The 15,204-nt window shown below is 70.0% G+C and carries 16 protein-coding genes; 11 read left to right on the top strand and 5 right to left on the bottom strand.

The genetic code is table 11. The annotated features are described in order from the left end of the window. Nucleotides 1–43: 43 nt before the first annotated feature. The 3 genes from ACFVJQ_RS13730 to ACFVJQ_RS13720 all read left to right on the top strand — a co-directional run bounded on the left by ACFVJQ_RS13730 (nucleotide 44) and on the right by ACFVJQ_RS13720 (nucleotide 3,252). The gene (locus ACFVJQ_RS13730) at nucleotides 44–1,648 is read left to right on the top strand and encodes a glycosyltransferase family 39 protein (RefSeq protein ID WP_385783818.1); all 1,605 of its coding nucleotides are present in this window, start codon (nucleotides 44–46) and stop codon (nucleotides 1,646–1,648) included. A 91-nt stretch (nucleotides 1,649–1,739) separates the two neighbouring features. Further along, nucleotides 1,740–2,663, top strand: coding sequence for a MurR/RpiR family transcriptional regulator (locus ACFVJQ_RS13725; protein ID WP_385783565.1), 924 nt, complete (start codon nucleotides 1,740–1,742; stop codon nucleotides 2,661–2,663). 208 nt (nucleotides 2,664–2,871) lie between these two features. Further along, nucleotides 2,872–3,252: a hypothetical protein gene (locus tag ACFVJQ_RS13720; RefSeq protein ID WP_224736273.1), complete on the top strand. Its 381-nt coding sequence runs from the start codon at nucleotides 2,872–2,874 to the stop codon at nucleotides 3,250–3,252. A 60-nt stretch (nucleotides 3,253–3,312) separates the two neighbouring features. Here the strand turns inward: ACFVJQ_RS13720 and ACFVJQ_RS13715 are convergent, their stop codons facing one another. Continuing rightward, nucleotides 3,313–3,663 carry a MarR family transcriptional regulator gene (locus tag ACFVJQ_RS13715; RefSeq protein WP_385513960.1) on the bottom strand — a complete coding sequence of 117 codons (351 nt, stop codon included), beginning with the start codon at nucleotides 3,661–3,663 and terminating at the stop codon, nucleotides 3,313–3,315. 132 nt (nucleotides 3,664–3,795) lie between these two features. Here ACFVJQ_RS13715 and ACFVJQ_RS13710 point away from each other — a divergent pair, with 132 nt between their 5' ends. The 3 genes from ACFVJQ_RS13710 to ACFVJQ_RS13700 all read left to right on the top strand — a co-directional run bounded on the left by ACFVJQ_RS13710 (nucleotide 3,796) and on the right by ACFVJQ_RS13700 (nucleotide 5,911). Further along, on the top strand, nucleotides 3,796–4,491 hold the full coding sequence (locus tag ACFVJQ_RS13710) for an ANTAR domain-containing protein (protein ID WP_385513961.1): 696 nt from the start codon (nucleotides 3,796–3,798) through the stop codon (nucleotides 4,489–4,491). A gap of 109 nt (nucleotides 4,492–4,600) precedes the next feature. Further along, nucleotides 4,601–5,335, top strand: coding sequence for a TetR family transcriptional regulator (locus tag ACFVJQ_RS13705; RefSeq protein ID WP_385513962.1), 735 nt, complete (start codon nucleotides 4,601–4,603; stop codon nucleotides 5,333–5,335). Nucleotides 5,336–5,497: 162 nt separating this feature from the next. Then, entirely contained in the window at nucleotides 5,498–5,911 is a 414-nt protein-coding gene (locus ACFVJQ_RS13700) for a Zn-ribbon domain-containing OB-fold protein (protein ID WP_385514031.1), read from the top strand. Between the two features lie 11 nt (nucleotides 5,912–5,922). Here the strand turns inward: ACFVJQ_RS13700 and ACFVJQ_RS13695 are convergent, their stop codons facing one another. Both ACFVJQ_RS13695 and ACFVJQ_RS13690 read right to left on the bottom strand, forming a co-directional pair. Continuing rightward, nucleotides 5,923–6,309, bottom strand: a complete 387-nt coding sequence (locus ACFVJQ_RS13695) for a PPOX class F420-dependent oxidoreductase (RefSeq protein ID WP_385513963.1) — start codon at nucleotides 6,307–6,309, stop codon at nucleotides 5,923–5,925. Between the two features lie 25 nt (nucleotides 6,310–6,334). Then, nucleotides 6,335–7,513, bottom strand: a complete 1,179-nt coding sequence (locus ACFVJQ_RS13690; RefSeq protein ID WP_385783560.1) for a MalY/PatB family protein — start codon at nucleotides 7,511–7,513, stop codon at nucleotides 6,335–6,337. Nucleotides 7,514–7,719: 206 nt separating this feature from the next. Here ACFVJQ_RS13690 and ACFVJQ_RS13685 point away from each other — a divergent pair, with 206 nt between their 5' ends. Then, a complete protein-coding gene (locus ACFVJQ_RS13685; protein WP_385783557.1) occupies nucleotides 7,720–9,084 on the top strand; it encodes a S1 family peptidase in 1,365 nt (454 codons plus the stop codon). 81 nt (nucleotides 9,085–9,165) lie between these two features. On the opposite strand, the gene ACFVJQ_RS13680 is transcribed toward ACFVJQ_RS13685, so the two are convergent. Further along, a complete protein-coding gene (locus ACFVJQ_RS13680; RefSeq protein ID WP_224736265.1) occupies nucleotides 9,166–9,351 on the bottom strand; it encodes a hypothetical protein in 186 nt (61 codons plus the stop codon). A 100-nt stretch (nucleotides 9,352–9,451) separates the two neighbouring features. Beyond that, nucleotides 9,452–10,612: an ROK family protein gene (locus ACFVJQ_RS13675; protein WP_385783554.1), complete on the bottom strand. Its 1,161-nt coding sequence runs from the start codon at nucleotides 10,610–10,612 to the stop codon at nucleotides 9,452–9,454. Nucleotides 10,613–10,777: 165 nt separating this feature from the next. Here ACFVJQ_RS13675 and ACFVJQ_RS13670 point away from each other — a divergent pair, with 165 nt between their 5' ends. Genes ACFVJQ_RS13670 through ACFVJQ_RS13655 form a run of 4 tightly spaced genes read left to right on the top strand, consistent with a single transcriptional unit; the run spans nucleotide 10,778 to nucleotide 15,193 of the window. Then, entirely contained in the window at nucleotides 10,778–11,674 is an 897-nt protein-coding gene (locus tag ACFVJQ_RS13670; protein ID WP_385783551.1) for a carbohydrate ABC transporter permease, read from the top strand. Between the two features lie 18 nt (nucleotides 11,675–11,692). Then, nucleotides 11,693–12,622 (top strand): carbohydrate ABC transporter permease, encoded by a 930-nt coding sequence (locus ACFVJQ_RS13665; RefSeq protein WP_385783548.1) that lies wholly within the window; start codon nucleotides 11,693–11,695, stop codon nucleotides 12,620–12,622. 10 nt (nucleotides 12,623–12,632) lie between these two features. After that, on the top strand, nucleotides 12,633–13,976 hold the full coding sequence (locus tag ACFVJQ_RS13660; protein ID WP_385783545.1) for an ABC transporter substrate-binding protein: 1,344 nt from the start codon (nucleotides 12,633–12,635) through the stop codon (nucleotides 13,974–13,976). A gap of 14 nt (nucleotides 13,977–13,990) precedes the next feature. Further along, nucleotides 13,991–15,193 carry a Gfo/Idh/MocA family protein gene (locus ACFVJQ_RS13655; protein WP_385514032.1) on the top strand — a complete coding sequence of 401 codons (1,203 nt, stop codon included), beginning with the start codon at nucleotides 13,991–13,993 and terminating at the stop codon, nucleotides 15,191–15,193. Nucleotides 15,194–15,204: the final 11 nt, after the last annotated feature.

Here is a 15,204-nt window from a genome sequence, read left to right as displayed (position 1 = left end):
GCACGGCAGACGGTCTGTCGGTACGACTTCCGCGGGGCGGATGATGACGCACGTCCGGCACTGGATCAGCCGCAAGCGGTGGCCGGCGCCGCTGGTCGCGGCCCTGTTGCTGGGCCAGATGGCCGTCGCCATGGTGACCGGCGCCGCGCAGCAGACGCCGACGATCGACGAGCCCGTCTACGTGGGCACGGGCACCGTGTACCTGCGCGAGCACGAGCTGCGTCACAACCCGGAGCATCCGCCGCTCGGCAAGCTCGTCATCGGCGTCGGGACGGCCCTCGCCGATCCGCACCTCGACTCTTCCTTCGAGGGCGGCCAGGCCGCGCTCGGGCGGCATCTGCTGTACGAGTCCGGCAACGATCCCCGGCGGCTGATGCTGTTCGCCCGACTGCCGGTGATCGTGCTGACGCTGCTGTTCGGGCTCGTGGTGCTCGCCTTCGCACGTGAACTGGCAGGCAGGGCGGGCGGGTTGGCGGCGCTTGCCCTGTACGCCCTCTCCCCCGACGTCATCGCCCACGGCTCGCTGGCCACGCTGGACGTTCCGACGGCCGGGTTCCTGCTGACGGCGGTGTGGCTGCTGTGGCGGGCCAGACACCGGCCGTGGCGGTACCTGCCGCTCGCGGGCGCGGCGCTCGGGGCGGCCCTGGCGACGAAGATGAGCGCGCTCCCGGCGGTTCCGGTGCTGCTGGTCCTGGCCGTGCTGTCGGTCAGGTGCACGCGCCCGAGGCCGCGGGATCTGCTGTGGGGCGCCGCGCTGATGACGCTGGCCGCCGTCGCCGTCGTATGGGCCGCGTACGTCGCGGTCGATCCGTCGCTGCGTTGGACACCCCGGCAGCATGTGCCGGCCGTTCACGGGCTGCGCGGTCACCTGGTCGACCTGCTTCCGTTCCCCGAGGCGTACCGGGACGGGATGCGTATCCAGTTCGGGCTGGAGCACAAGCCATGGCGGGGCTTCCTGTTCGGCCGTCAGTACACCGGTTCGCTCTGGTACTACCTGCCGGCCGCGCTGCTGGTGAAGACCCCGCTCGGCATGCTCGTCCTCTGGGCGGCGGGGACCGTGACGGTGGTGGTGGTACGGCGGCTGTGGCCGGCCGCGCCGTATCTGCTGGCCCCCGCCGCCGTGCTGCTGGTCTCGGCCATGGAGGGCGCCCGGGACTTCGGCACCCGGTACGCCGTCTTCCTGCCGATGTTCCTCGCGGTGGCAGCCGGCTGCGTCCTCGTCGTGCCACGGCGGTGGACTCCCGCGGTGACGGGGGCGCTGGTGATCTTCGTGGCCGTCAGTTCCCTGCGAACGTACCCCTACTACCTGCCGTACTCCAACGAGGCGTTCGGCGGACCGGAGAAGACCCGTCTGCGGCTCCACGACTCCAACGTGGACTGGGGACAGGACCTCGGCCGACTCGCCGACCGGTTGCGCGAGCGCCACGGGGGCGAGCGGATCTGGCTCGTGTACAAGGGCAGCGGGGTGCCCTCGTTCTACGGCATCGAGGCGGCCGATCCGCGCCGGGTGCCCGCCGACGAAGTGCACGGGCTGCTGGTCGTGTCCGACTCGGCGGCCGCCACGGCCACCGGGCGGCTGGCCGAGCTGATCGCGAGCAGCCGGCCGGTCGACGAGGTCGGGCACTCGATCACTCTGTACCGCCGGTAACACGGCAGGCGCCGACGAGTAACGTACGCCCCTGATCGCCACGGTCCGTGAGCTATGTTGAAGCTCCGTGGGAAGCAAAGGAGGCGCACCGGTGCCATCGCCGCAGCAGGCACGCGCACAGGCATCCGCGATCACCTCGGGGAAGACCGCCACCGAGCCGGGGGCTGCCCCGACTTCCCAGCTCAGGGCACTGTTCGACCGGCCGCGGCTGTCACCGGGTCAGCGGCGGATCGCCCAGTACCTGATCGAGCACATCACCGAAGCGGCGTTCCTCTCGATCACCGATCTCGCCGACCGCGTCGGCGTCAGCCAGCCGTCGGTGACGCGTTTCGCCGCCGCGGTGGGCTTCAGCGGTTACCCCGCGCTACGGGAGAAACTCCAGTCGATCGCCCTCGGCGCCCTCGCGGGCGGCCCCGCTGCGGCCGAGGAAGAGCGCGGCAACGAACTCCAGGCGGCGGTCGACGCCGAGATCGAGAACCTGGAGAACCTCCGCCGCGACTTCGCCGACCCGGACCAGGTCATCGAGATCGGCCGCAAGCTGTCGGAGTCGACCCCGCTGACCGTTCTGGGCCTGCGCATCTCCGCTTCGCTGGCCGAGTACTTCGCCTACGCCGCGCGCCGCATCCATCCGGACGTGCGGCTGGTGACCCTGGGCGGCAGCGTCGCCTACGACGCGCTGCTCCAGTCCCGCGAGGCCGGCGGCACCTGGGTGCTGGCGTTCTCCCTGCCCCGGCACGCCCAGGAGACACTGGCCGCGGTGCGTCTGGCGCGCGGCGCCGGGCTGCGCGTGGCCCTGATCACCGACCTGGCGCTCGGCCCGGTGGCCGACGAGGCGGACGTCACCTTCGCCACCGGGACGGGTTCGCGCCTGGTGTTCGACTCCTATGCCGCGCCGGGTGTGATGGCGGCCGCGCTGCTGCAGGCGATGACCGACGCCGACCCGGAACGGACACAGGCGCGGCTCGAGGCGTACGAACAGGTCTCGGACCAGCACCAGTTCTTCCTGCGGGACTGATCCGCCCTCGGTTCGCCCACGCCGTAAAGCATCACAAGCGGATCATCCACAACAAATCACGCATGAATGTTTTCATACGCCTTGCAAAGCGATCGGCATATATAAATACTGCTCGCGGATCCGCACCCGGGGTGGTCCCGGTCACTCCCCTAGACCGGGGCCGCCCCACCCGTCGGACCGCCCTCTGCGACGCAGCACACCGGAAGCGATGATCATGCCCCTGACGTCCACGCGCATCAGCCCGGACTGGCCGTGCCAGGTCAAGACCCCCGGCAGCTACGACTGGGAGCGCTCGGCGGCCAAGTGGCTGCGTGAGCTGGTGCCGGCGCGCTACGCCGGCTATCCGGCGCTGATCCGCCACCCCGTGCTGCTCGCCCGCCACGCCCAGATCCAGGTGCAGCACGAGATCCGGGTGGCCCGCACCGCTCTGCAGACCGCGCGGGCCGACCTGCCGAGGCTCGGCATGCCGGAGTCGGTCATCGAGCACACGATCAAGCTGTACGCCGCCGAGGTACTCCAGCTCCAGCACATCGCGCGCAGCGTGCGGGCGGTCACCGAGGCGCTGGTGGAGCACAACGCCGGTCGCTGAGGAGCGAGTCCTGGTTCAGCGCCGTCGAACTGCCCGACGGCATCATGCTCGAGGCCGCGCTCAGCCGTCGCCGACGGTCGCTCCCCTGTCCGCCGGATCCCGGGTGCGGCTGTCCTCGTCACGGACGAGCAGAGCAAGCAGGGCGGCCACGGTCAGCCCGGACTCGGCCGGGTGACGCAGCACCTTGCCCGGCTCGATGCGGTACGTGTTGCTGCGCCCCGCACGCGTGTGGGACAGGTATCCGGCCTGCTCCAAATCAGCGATGATCTTCTGCACGGCGCGCTCGGTCAGCCTGCAGTGTGCCGCGATGTCGCGCACGCGGGCGTTGTGGTCATCGGCGATGGCGGCCAGCACACGGGCGTGATTGGTGAGGAAGGTCCATCCGGTATGCGGCTCAAGCACTCCACCCATGCTCCAACCATACGACCGAGCGTTCCCGCATATCAAAACGCGAAATTCATTTCATGTATCCCTTGACGTCCTCCAGCTGGGCGAAGACTCTGGAGACGACGGCAGGCAGGAAATTCCGAGGGAGCGTCGGCCATGCCGGAGTCTCCGTACTCCCCGCAACCCCCCACCGCTGAACTCGTCGCCCCCAGCGGGGCGGACGGCACCTCCGCGACGCTGCGGCCACGGACACTGTCGATCGACACCCGCCCCGACGGCGCCCGCACGGTCGTGGTGGTCCGCGGGGAGCTGGGTCTGCAGGTCGACGACGAACTGCGGGCCGCCCTCCGCGGCGCCCTCGGGGCGGCGGCCGAGGGCATCGACCTGGACCTGAGCGGTGTCGGTTTCTGCGACTGCTCGGCACTCAACGTCCTGCTCGGCATCCGCGAGCAGGCCGTGGCGGAGGGCAAGACGGTGACGATCTGCGCCGTCGGACCCGGCGCCGAGCGGTTGTTCGCCCTGACGGGCACTCTGCCGCTGTTCATGCCCGGGTCCGAGAACTCCGACGGCGACGGAGACGGCGAGCACGCACTCGGGGTCGAAGTCGTCCAGCTCCGCCGGGCCATGCAGACCCGGCCGACCATCGATCTGGCCCGCGGGGTGCTGATGGCCACATTCGGTCTGAGCCCGCAGGACGCCTGGCAGGTGCTGGTGACGGTGTCGCAGCACACGAACACCAAGCTCCATCGCCTGGCCGAGGATCTGGTGACCGCCGTACAGGGGGATCCACTGCCGGAAGCGGTGCAGCACGAGGTGGCCGCGGCTGTGGCCCGGCTGTCCACGTCCGCGTAGCTGCGCCCCGCCACGTCGGGCTGCGCGACCCACCCCCTGCACGGCACTCAGTTCCCTTAGATCGATGCACTGAGTGCCATCACACCAGCCCGGGTGCTAGTTTCCGTCCATGAGCTCCAGCAGCACGGCCCCCGGCCGAGACGCCAAGGCACGGGCGGCCGACGCCAAACCGCCGATGCGGGAAGCCCTGGTCGCGGCGGCGTTCCAGCTCTTCCTGGAGCGAGGCTACGAACAGACCACCGTCGACGACATCGTGGCCCTCGCGGGAGTCGGGCGGCGGTCCTTCTTCCGCTACTTCCCCTCCAAGGAGGACGTGGTCTTCCCCGACCACGAACGGTGCCTGGCCGACATGACGGCCTTCCTCGCGGCCGGCACCGGGGACGAGGAGCCGGTCGGGCGGGTCTGCGACGCCGCCCGCCTGGTGCTGGGCCTGTACGCCGAGAACCCGGCCTTCTCCGTGCAGCGCTACCGGCTCACCAAGAAGGTGCCCGGCCTGCGGGCGTACGAACTGTCCGTGGTGTGGCGCTACGAGCGCGCCCTCGCCGAGTACCTGCGCGCGCGCTTCGCGAGCCGCCGCGACGGGAACCTGCGGGCCGACGTGATCGCGGCCGCGGTGGTCGCGGCGCACAACAACGCCCTGCGTTCCTGGCTGCGTTCGGACGGGCAGGGCGACGCGACCGCCGCGATGGACCACGCGCTGGGTCTGGTCCAGTCCGCCTTCGGCACCGCTCCCCCGCCCCCGGCCGACGAGCGGCCCGAGGACGTGGTGGTCGTCGTCTCCCGGCGGGGGGCGCCGCTGTGGCGTGTGGTGCAGGAGATCGAAACCACGCTGACCCGCGACTGATCCCGGCGGCAGGTCGCGGAAACTGAGGGTACGGAGTGTCTTTACGAGTGACACTCAGTGCCATACGCTGTGGCCGTGCACGGTGGCACGGCGAACCGCGCACCCGCGTGCACGGTGCGGCGTGCACGCGGATCTCCGGCCGAGCGCAGGGAGTTGACCAGCGTGTACCACCACTCAGGAAGCGTCACTCAGCAGGCATCCGGCTCCGCGGCGGGCGTCCTCGACCCCACGGCCCAGGACACGGACGCGATGCTCTACCAGCGCTGCACATGGTGCGGCACGGCCATGTACCACCGGCTGCTGTGTCCGGTCTGCCAGGGCAGTGACCTGCGCACGGAACGCAGCGAGGGCACCGGCACGGTCCGCCACAGCACGGTCGTGCACCGCAACACGCCTGCGGCGCGCAATGTGTCCCTGATCGAGATGTCCGAGGGGTTCGTGGTGCGGGGTCGCGTCATGGGCCCGCCGGTGGGCATCCACAGCGGGGACCGGGTACGACTGTCCACGGCCAAGGACCCGGTGCGGGGCGAGCCGGTGTTCCAGCTGGTCGACGAGCCCTACCGGGCCTGGACCTGACGGCCCGTCAATCAGCTCTTCAGCGTCACGCGGATCCCCACGGTGCCGTTCGGTCCGCGCCTGAGTCGGCTGCCGAGCAGCGTGAGGCGGCCCACGACGCCGTACTTGCGGGCGATGAGCTGCCGATAGCGTGCCGTGGTCGCCGGGTCGGTGATCTCGGCGGTGGCCGGGACCTGCTCGCCGGTGGGGTTGCCGCGCAGGTCGCAGGGGCCGACGAGAACGTCCGAGCGGTTCCGAATCCGCTTGACCTTCCAGGAGTCGGCGACCGTCCAGACGCCGAGCGCGTCACCGTCGGCGACCACCCAGACGGGGGTGGGGACCGGGGTGCCGTTCCTGCGGTAGCTGGTGATCAGCAGGTACTTGCCGGCACCGAGCCGGTCCAGTGACGAGTCGTCCATGGCCGGAAGTGTAGGCAGGCCCCGCTCACCCCAGCGCGGCGGCCATCCGCCGTACCGCCTCCGTGATGATCTCCGGTGACGTGGCCAGGTTCAGCCGTACGTGCCCGACGCCCCCTGCGCCGAAGGGGATCCCGGAGTTGAGAGCGACGCGGCCGCGGTGCAGGAAGACGTCCGCCGGGTCGTCGCCGAGGCCGAGCGCCCGGCAGTCCAGCCAGGCGAGGTAGGTGGCCTCGCCGGGTCGGTAGTCGACCGCGGGCAGGTGCTCGGCGAGGAAGTCGGCGAGCAGGCGCCGATTGTCGTCGAGGGCCGCGAGCACGGCGTCCAGCCAGGCGGTTCCCTCGCGCAGGGCCGCGGTGTGGGCGATGACGCCGAGGTGGCTGGGGCCGTGGCTGACCTCCTCGGGCAGCCGGGCGAGGTCGGCGGCGGCCGCCGGTCCCGCGACGGCGAGGGCGGCCTTGAGCCCGGCGAGGTTCCACGCCTTGGACGCCGACATCAGCGACAGTCCGCGCTCGCCGCCCGGGACGCTCAGGTACGGCACGAAGTCGGCCCCGGCGAGGACGAGCGGCGCATGGATCTCGTCGGCGACCACGCGCACGCCGTACCGCTCGGCGAGGCGGGCGACGGCGGACAGTTCCGCGGCGGTGTGCACGGTGCCTGTCGGGTTGTGCGGGCTGCACAGCAGGAACGCGGCCCGCCGTCCGCCCGCCACGGCCTGCCGGAAGGTCTCCTCCAGCGTGCCGAAGTCGATCCGCAGGTCGGGGCCGAGCGGAGCCTCGACCACCCGCCGGTCCATGTGCGTCACGAACTGGAAGAACGGCGGATACACGGGCGGATTGACCACCACGGCGTCCCCGGGTCCCGTCACCAGCCTGATCATCTCCACGACACCCAGCATCACGTCCGGCACGATCGCCGTGCGCTCCACCGCGAGCCCGGCCCACCCCCACCGCTTCTGAGCGAAGTCGGCCAGCGCCTCGGCGTAGGCGGTGCCCGCGGGATAGCCGGTGTCCCCGAGCGCGAGCGCGTCCGTGACGGCGCGCACGACGGGTTCGGCGAGCGGCACGTCCATCTCGGCCACCCACAGCGGCAGCACGTCGTCGGGGTAGGTCCGCCACTTCATGCTCGTACGGCGTCGCAGGAGCTCGAGGCCCAGGGCGCGCAACGGGTTCGGTTCACCGGACGGTTCGTGCAGGATCCTGGTCATGGCCACAAGATAGGCGGCTGCGGTGTGACCGGGAATCGGGAGGCCGGTGACCGACCGCCGAGGAGCGGCCCGCACGACCGCAGGAATTGAGCCGTTCGCCCTCCGGGTGAACGCGGCCGGGCCCCGGCACGTATGGAGGGGGGGCGCTCAACCACCCGGGTGCCCCGCGGTGTTGCAGCCGCGAGTTCGGGGTTCGGGAGCCATGCATGAGGCACGCACGACGACGGATCGTCCGGCGAGTGACACGGCTGGCGGCGGTCGGCGGACTTCTGCTCGGGGCGGGGATGGTCACCCAGGCCGTGGCGAGCGAACCCTCCGGCTCCCCGGGAGCGCCGAACGCCTCCGTCCGGTCGGCCGCGGGCACCGGCGCGGACCTCGTGGAGCGGCTCGGCACCGCCCGTACGGCAGGCACCTGGATCGGCTCCGACGGGCGACCGGTCGTCGCGGTCACCGACGAGGACGCCGCGGCCGAGGTCCGGCGGGCCGGCGCGACCGCGAAGGTCGTGCGGCACAGCATGCGTGAGCTGAAGTCGGCGACGGCGACGCTGCGTTCGGCTCCGCGGGTGGTCGGCACGGCATGGGTCATGGACTACCGGTCGAACGAGGTGGTGGTACGGGGTGACAGCACCGTATCCGCCGCCGACTGGTCCGAGTTGACCGACGTCGCGGACGGCATCGGCGGCTTCGTACGCATGGAGCGCACCGAGGGCACCTTCACGACCCGCCTCAACGGCGCGCAGGCCATGGTCTCCACCGCCGGGCGCTGTTCCGCGGGCTTCAACGTCACCGACGGTGAGACCGACTTCATCCTCACCGCCGGTCACTGCGGCCCCGACGGTTCCGTCTGGTTCGCCGACAACCAGGGGAACGAGCAGGTGGGCAAGACCGTGACCGGGAGCTTCCCCGGCAACGACTACTCCCTCGTGAAGTACGCGAACGGCCGGGCCGGACAAGGCGCCGACGTCGTGGTCGTCGGCGACGGGCAGGGAGTGCGGATCACGGGCACGGGCGAGGCGTCCGTCGGGCAGCGGGTGTTCCGCAGCGGCAGCACCACCGGGCTGCGCGACGGTGAGGTCACCGGGCTCAACGCCACGGTGAACTACCCCGAGGGCACGGTCACCGGCCTCATCGAGACGAACGTGTGCGCCGAACCCGGGGACAGCGGCGGGCCGTTGTTCTCCGAGGGGATCGCGCTCGGGGTGACCTCGGGCGGCAACGGGGACTGCAACGCCGGCGGCACGACGTTCTTCCAGCCGGTGGGGCAGGCGCTGTCCGCGCTCGGCGTACGCCTGATCACTTCCACGCCGGAGCAGGGCGCCTCTCCCGCGCCCTCCGCTTCGGGAACCCAGAGCGCGATCGCTCCCCCGGACGCGGCGGAACCCGGGGCGTCGGCTCCGGTGTCCGGCGAGGACGTCTCGGCGCTGCTGTCCCGGCTCGCGGACCCCAAGAACGTCGGCCCGGGTCTGCTGATCATCGCGGGCAGCCTGATAGCGCTGGTGGCCACGCGGTGGATCCGGACGGAACAGGACCGCAAGGCCTACCAGCGGTATTACTCGGCGACGTGGGGTTGACGAAGGGGTACGGGAGGCGCCGTCAGGCCGGGGAGCCCCGGCCGGCGCGGCCCTGGCCGGGCCTCCGGCACCGGATGCCGGTCAGGCGGCCTGCGCCGATTGCGGCGTCGCGGCGGCCCACTCCATGACGAGGCGCTGGTACTCCTCGCGCTGCTCGGTGCTCAGTGTCCCGCCCGACCGGCGCCACAGCGCCCGGATCTCCTCGTTGACCTCCGCGGCCGATCGCTCGGTGGCGGCTTCAACAGTGGTGGACATGGTGTGAAGCATACGGCGCCAGAGGTGAAGGCGTTGTGAGTAATCGCGAGTCAATCGGACATATCGGGCAGTGGTACTGATCACGTCCATCTCTCCGAACCCGCCGGGGGGTTCACCCGTCCGCCGTGCCCAGCACCAGCACCTGGATGGCGAGAACAGCCGCACCGCGCGCCCAGTCGTGGAAGTCGGACACCCTGGTCTCCAGGTCGACCGGTGTGGCCAGCGGATGCCTGCGGGCACGGATCGTCTCCTCCACTGTGTCCCTGGCCACATCCATCAGGCCGACCCCTTCACCGGCGAGGAGGATCTTCTGCGGCATGGCGAAATTGGCGATGTGGGCGACGAGGGTGCCCAGGGCCCGTGCGGCCTCGTCGACGACTCGGGCGGGCATGGGCTCCCCGGCCGCGGCGCCGGCGAGGATCTCCTCGTAGCTGTGATCGCGTCCGGTGGCGGCCCGGATCTGGTAGCGGATGCTGGGGATGGTCAGCAGTGAGACCGCGCTGCCGCGGTCACCGTCGGGCGTGAGGGGCCCGTTGGGGTCCAGGATCCAGCGGCGCCCGAAACCCCGGTCCTCACCGTCGGACGGCACGCGTCTGCCGCCCAGGACCAGCCCGTAGCCGATCCCGGCGCCGATGGTGAGGACGACGAAACGGTCCAGTCCGCGGCCCGCCCCGAACCAGGTCTCGGCCTCGACGAAGGCCGCCACGTCGTTCTCCACGACCACGGGCAGCCCGGTGCGCTCCTCGACGAGGGCGGCGAGCGGGATGTCACGCCACTGCAGGAAGGGCGACTCCCCGACCACGGCCCGGTCCTGGACGAGTCCGCCCACACCGATACCGATGCCGGCGAGGCGGGGGTGGACGTGGGCCAGCTCGGCGGTCATCTCCGCCAGCAGATCGGCGACTTCGCCGGGGTCGTGGGTGGTGAGCGGGCGGTCGTGGCGGGCGACGATCTCGCTCCGCAGGGTGGTGACGACGCCGTACACCATGTCCTCGGTGACCTTGAAGCCGAGGAAGGAGCGGGACTCGGCGACGATGTCCAGCGGCTGTGAGGGACGCCCCTGCCGGCCCTCGGCCGGCGCGCCGCCGTCGGGGACCTCGATCAGCAGCCCGGACTCGATCAGCGGCTTGGTCAGCCGGGTGAGGCTGCCGGGCGAGAGGCTCAGCCGGCGCGCGAGGTCCGAGCGGGACAGCGGGCCGTGGACGAGCACCTCGATCGCCACCGAGCGCTCCCCCGCACTCAGCGGCAACCAGCTGGCGGTACCTGCGGTCATGACGGCCTGACTCCCCAAGATTTTTTCACCACGGAAGTAATGATCCCCACACTAGACCGACCGGACCGGATCAGGAAGATGTCTGCATGCCTCTTGACGCATGGATTCTTTCACCTCAAAAGTAAGTGCCCCGAGGATGAGCCGCCGTAGCCGAGGAGTCTCCCGATGAGCATCGCCTCCAGCAGTCCGCCGACGCGCCGAGGTGACGGCCGTCTCGCGGCCGTGTTCCTGGCTCCCTCCCTGTTGGGTTTCCTGGTCTTCCTGCTGTGGCCGACGCTGCGGGGCGTCTATCTGAGCTTCACCCGCTTCAATCTCCTGACGCCCGCGGAGTGGGTGGGGCTCGCCAACTACGGCCGGATGATCCACGATCCGATCTTCTGGGACTCGCTGAAGGTCACCGTCGAGTACGTCGTCATCAACATCGGCATACAGACGGTGGCGGCACTCGCCATCGCCGTGCTGCTCCAGCGGCTGACCCGGTCGGCTCTGCTGCGGGGCATCGTGCTCACCCCGTATCTGATGTCGAACGTCGTCGCCGGCCTCGTGTGGCTGTGGATCCTGGACACCCAGCTCGGCATCGGCAACGAGATCATCAGTGCCCTCGGCGCCGACCGCATCCCCTTCCTCGCCGACGAGACCTGGGCGATCCCCACCATCGCCCTGATCAACGTCTGGCGGCACGTCGGCTACACCGCCCTGCTCCTCTTCGCGGGTCTCCAGGCGATCCCGAACGACATGTACGAGGCGGCCAGGGTCGACGGCGCGAGCGAGTGGCGGATGTTCTGGCGGATCACCATGCCGCTGCTGCGGCCGGTGCTGGCGGTCGTGCTGATCATGACGGTGATCGGCTCGTTCCAGGTCTTCGACACCGTGGCGGTGACCACGGCGGGCGGTCCGGCGAACGCGACCAACGTGCTCCAGTTCTACATCTACGGATCCGCCTTCGGCCGCTTCCAGTTCGGCTACGCCTCGGCGATGTCCGTCGCCCTGCTGGTCGTGCTCAGCGCGATCACCGTCCTGCAGTACCGGCTCACCCGGGCCGGCCGGACCGACCTCGGCTGACGGAAAGGAGACACCGACATGGCCGCCGTGACCGCCACGACAACGACAACGACCGGCATACGACCGCTGAAGCGCAGGTTCTCCCTCGGCCGGGCCGCCGCCTGGACCGTGCTGGGCCTGATCGTCCTCATCACCCTGCTGCCGTTCTACTGGATCCTGCGCACCGCGCTCTCCACCAACGCGGGCTTGGCCGCCGACCCCACGAACCCCCTCCCTGTGGACCTCACCACCAGCGGCTTCGAGCGGGCCCTCGGTCTGCAGTCCGCCGAGGAAGCGGTGGCGCAGGGCGGCGCGGGCGGCGGGCTCGACTTCTGGCGCTACCTGCTCAACTCGGTGATCGTCTCGACGCTCGTCACCGGCTGTCAGATCTTCTTCTCCGCGATGGCCGCGTACGCCTTCTCGCGGCTGCGCTGGCGCGGCCGGGACAAGGTGTTCGGTCTGTTCCTGGCCGGGCTGATGGTGCCGACCCTCTTCACGCTGCTGCCGAACTTCGTGCTCATCAAGCAGCTCGGCCTGGTGGACACACTGCTCGGCATCGCGCTGCCCAGCCTCTTCATGACCCCGTTCGCCGTCTTCTTCCTGCGGCAGTTCTTCATGAACATCCCCCGGGAGGTCGAGGAGGCGGCGCTGCTCGACGGCGCCGGCAAGGTGAGGATCTTCTTCCGGGTGGTCCTGCCGATGGCGTCCACACCGATCCTCACGCTGTCCGTGCTGACGTACATCACCTCCTGGAACGACTACTTCTGGCCGCTGATGGTCTCCTACAGCGACAGCTCGCGCGTGCTGACCGTGGCGCTGGCGATCTTCCGGGCGCAGACCCCGGCGACCGGCGTCGACTGGTCCGGGCTCACGGCGGCGACGCTGATCGCCGCGCTGCCGATGCTGGTGCTCTTCGCCTGCTTCGCCCGCCGCATCGTCAGCTCCATCGGCTTCACCGGGATCAAGTGAGGGACCACTGATGCGACTTCGTACGCTGACCGCGCTGGCCGGAGCGCTCACGCTGTCCCTGGTGACCGGATGCGCGAAGGGCGACTCCACCGGGTCGTCCGCGAACACCGTGACCTACTGGCTGTGGGACGCCAACCAGCTGCCCGCCTATCAGGCCTGCGCGAAGGGGTTCGAGAAGGAGAACCCCGGACTCGAGGTCAGGATCACGCAGTTGGGCTGGAGCGACTACTGGACCAAGCTCACCGCCGGGTTCATCGCGGGCACCCAGCCGGACGTGTTCACCGACCACATCCAGAAGTTCGGCCAGTTCGCCGATCTGCAGGTGCTGGAACCCCTGGACGACCTGGGCATCAAGGACTCCGACTACCAGCCGGGCCTCGCCGCCAACTGGATCGGCCAGGACGGCCACCGCTACGGCGCCCCGAAGGACTGGGACACCGTCGCACTCTTCTACAACGAGAAGATGGCGAAGGACGCCGGGCTCACCGCCGAGCAGCTGGGCGGCCTCTCCTGGAACCCCGAGGACGGCGGCACCTTCGAGAAGGCCATCGCCCATCTCACCGTCGACAGGAACGGCAAGCGGGGCGACGAGCCCGGCTTCGACAAGAACAACGTCAAGGTGTACGGGCTGGCCACCCAGGGCGGCGGCTACGGCGACGGCCAGACACAGTGGAGTCCCTTCACCGGATCCGCCGGGTGGAGCTACACGGAGAAGGCGCGCTGGGGCACGAAGTACCAGTACGACAGCAAGACCTTCAAGTCCGTCATCGAGTGGTACTTCGGCCTGGCGGAGAAGGGATACATGGCCCCCTTCTCCGACTACAACGTCCAGTCCAACCAGGGCAACACGCAGATCGCCGCGGGCAAGGCCGCCGCTGTCTTCGACGGCGCCTGGATGATCTCCACCTACAACGGCTTCAAGGGCAGGGACATCAGGACCGCTCTCACTCCCGTCGGCCCGACCGGCAAGCGCGCCACGATGATGAACGGCCTCGCCGACTCCATCAGCAAGGCCTCCAAGAACAAGGCGGGCGCCCGCAAATGGGTGGCCTACCTGGCCTCCGACAAGTGCCAGAAGGTCGTGGGTGACTACGGCGTCGTCTTCCCCGCCACTCCGGCAGGCACCGAGGCCGCCATCGCCGCCTACAAGAAAAAGGGCATCGAAGTCTCGGCCTTCACGGAGCCCGTGGACGACAAGAAGGACTTCCGGACCTTCTCCTACCCGATCACCAACTACGCGGCGGACGTCACGGCCCTCATGCAACCCGCGATGGAAGCCATCTACGGCAATGGCAAGTCCGTGAGCAGCCTCGACCAGACCACCGACCAGATCAACCTGATCCTCGACCAGTGAAGGGCACCACTTACATGACGTTCTCCCTCGGCATCGTCGGCGCCGGGCAGTTCTCCGGGCAGTTCGCCAAACTGTTCCTCGCCCACCCCGGCGTCAGCGACGTCTACGTCACCGACCTGCTCCCCGAACGGGCCGAGCAACTCGCCGCCACCGAAGGCCTCACGGGCACCTTCCCGACGTACGAGGCCATGCTGGAGTCGAAGGCGGTCGACGCGGTCGCGATCTTCACCCAGCGCTGGACGCACGGCCCGTTGGTCGTCCAGGGACTGAATGCCGGAAAGCACGTCTACTCCGCCGTCCCCATGGCGATCAGCACGGACGAGATAGCGGCGATCATCGACGCGGTCAAGGCGACCGGACTGACGTACATGATGGGCGAGACCAGCCAGTACAACCCGGCGACCGTGCACGCCCGCAACCAGATCGCGAAGGGTGCCTTCGGGCGGATCTTCTACGCCGAGGGCGACTACGTCCACGACATGGATCTGGGGTTCTACGAGGCCTACCAGTACAGCGGCGGCGACAACTGGAAGGCGACCGCCAGCTATCCCCCGCTGCTGTACCCGACGCACTCGGTGGGCGGGGTGCTGGGCGCCTGGCAGACGCACGCGGTGAGCGTGTCGGCGATCGGGGTGGTCGACGACCGGGGCGACGGGGTCTTCGACCGGTCGGTCAGTCAGTTCGACAACGACGTCTCCAACGCCACCGCGCTGTTCGAGGTGGCGGGCGGCGGGTCGTTCCGTACGAACGAGTTCCGGCGGGTCGGCTACCCCTCGCACATACGAGAGTCGCGTTTCCGGTTCTTCGGGACGGAAGGGAGCATGGAGCAGCTCGCCACGGTCGCCCTGTGGCAGGACAAGAACGGTGTGAAGGACATCAGCGAGCTGCTCGAGCCCAAGCCCACCATGTCCCCTGACGACCCGTCACTCCAGCACATCGCGCCGGACCTCCGGGCCGCCTTCACCTCCGGGTCGGCGCCCGTGCACGACCGCTCCCGCCTGCCGCGGGAGTTCGACCACCTGCACAACGGCCACGAGGGCAGCCACCACTTCCTGGTGGACGACTTCGTGACCGCGGTGAACACCCGCACCCTACCGTCGGTCAACGCGTGGGCGGCGGCCCGCTACACCCTGCCGGGCATCATCGCCCACGAGTCCGCCCGGCAGGGCGGGGTACGGCTGGAGATCCCGGACTTCGGGGACGCGCCTCAGGCGTGACGCGTCCGGGG

It is taken from the genome of Streptomyces sp. NPDC127197 (assembly GCF_042672405.1).
Classification (GTDB): domain Bacteria; phylum Actinomycetota; class Actinomycetes; order Streptomycetales; family Streptomycetaceae; genus Streptomyces; species Streptomyces flavusporus.
Note: the sequence above shows the minus strand (reverse complement) of the source record. Positions and strands in the feature narration are given on the sequence as shown.

Excerpts from the sequence above, each read along its gene's own strand:
- ACFVJQ_RS13730 (WP_385783818.1), top strand. The coding sequence starts at position 44 with ATGACGCACGTCCGGCACTGGATCAGCCGCAAGCGGTGGCCGGCGCCG.
- ACFVJQ_RS13720 (WP_224736273.1), top strand. The coding sequence starts at position 2,872 with ATGATCATGCCCCTGACGTCCACGCGCATCAGCCCGGACTGGCCGTGC.
- ACFVJQ_RS13715 (WP_385513960.1), bottom strand. The coding sequence starts at position 3,663 with ATGGGTGGAGTGCTTGAGCCGCATACCGGATGGACCTTCCTCACCAAT.
- ACFVJQ_RS13710 (WP_385513961.1), top strand. The coding sequence starts at position 3,796 with ATGCCGGAGTCTCCGTACTCCCCGCAACCCCCCACCGCTGAACTCGTC.
- ACFVJQ_RS13705 (WP_385513962.1), top strand. The coding sequence starts at position 4,601 with ATGAGCTCCAGCAGCACGGCCCCCGGCCGAGACGCCAAGGCACGGGCG.
- ACFVJQ_RS13695 (WP_385513963.1), bottom strand. The coding sequence starts at position 6,309 with ATGGACGACTCGTCACTGGACCGGCTCGGTGCCGGCAAGTACCTGCTG.
- ACFVJQ_RS13690 (WP_385783560.1), bottom strand. The coding sequence starts at position 7,513 with ATGACCAGGATCCTGCACGAACCGTCCGGTGAACCGAACCCGTTGCGC.
- ACFVJQ_RS13685 (WP_385783557.1), top strand. The coding sequence starts at position 7,720 with ATGAGGCACGCACGACGACGGATCGTCCGGCGAGTGACACGGCTGGCG.
- ACFVJQ_RS13680 (WP_224736265.1), bottom strand. The coding sequence starts at position 9,351 with ATGCTTCACACCATGTCCACCACTGTTGAAGCCGCCACCGAGCGATCG.
- ACFVJQ_RS13675 (WP_385783554.1), bottom strand. The coding sequence starts at position 10,612 with ATGACCGCAGGTACCGCCAGCTGGTTGCCGCTGAGTGCGGGGGAGCGC.
- ACFVJQ_RS13670 (WP_385783551.1), top strand. The coding sequence starts at position 10,778 with ATGAGCATCGCCTCCAGCAGTCCGCCGACGCGCCGAGGTGACGGCCGT.
- ACFVJQ_RS13665 (WP_385783548.1), top strand. The coding sequence starts at position 11,693 with ATGGCCGCCGTGACCGCCACGACAACGACAACGACCGGCATACGACCG.
- ACFVJQ_RS13660 (WP_385783545.1), top strand. The coding sequence starts at position 12,633 with ATGCGACTTCGTACGCTGACCGCGCTGGCCGGAGCGCTCACGCTGTCC.
- ACFVJQ_RS13655 (WP_385514032.1), top strand. The coding sequence starts at position 13,991 with ATGACGTTCTCCCTCGGCATCGTCGGCGCCGGGCAGTTCTCCGGGCAG.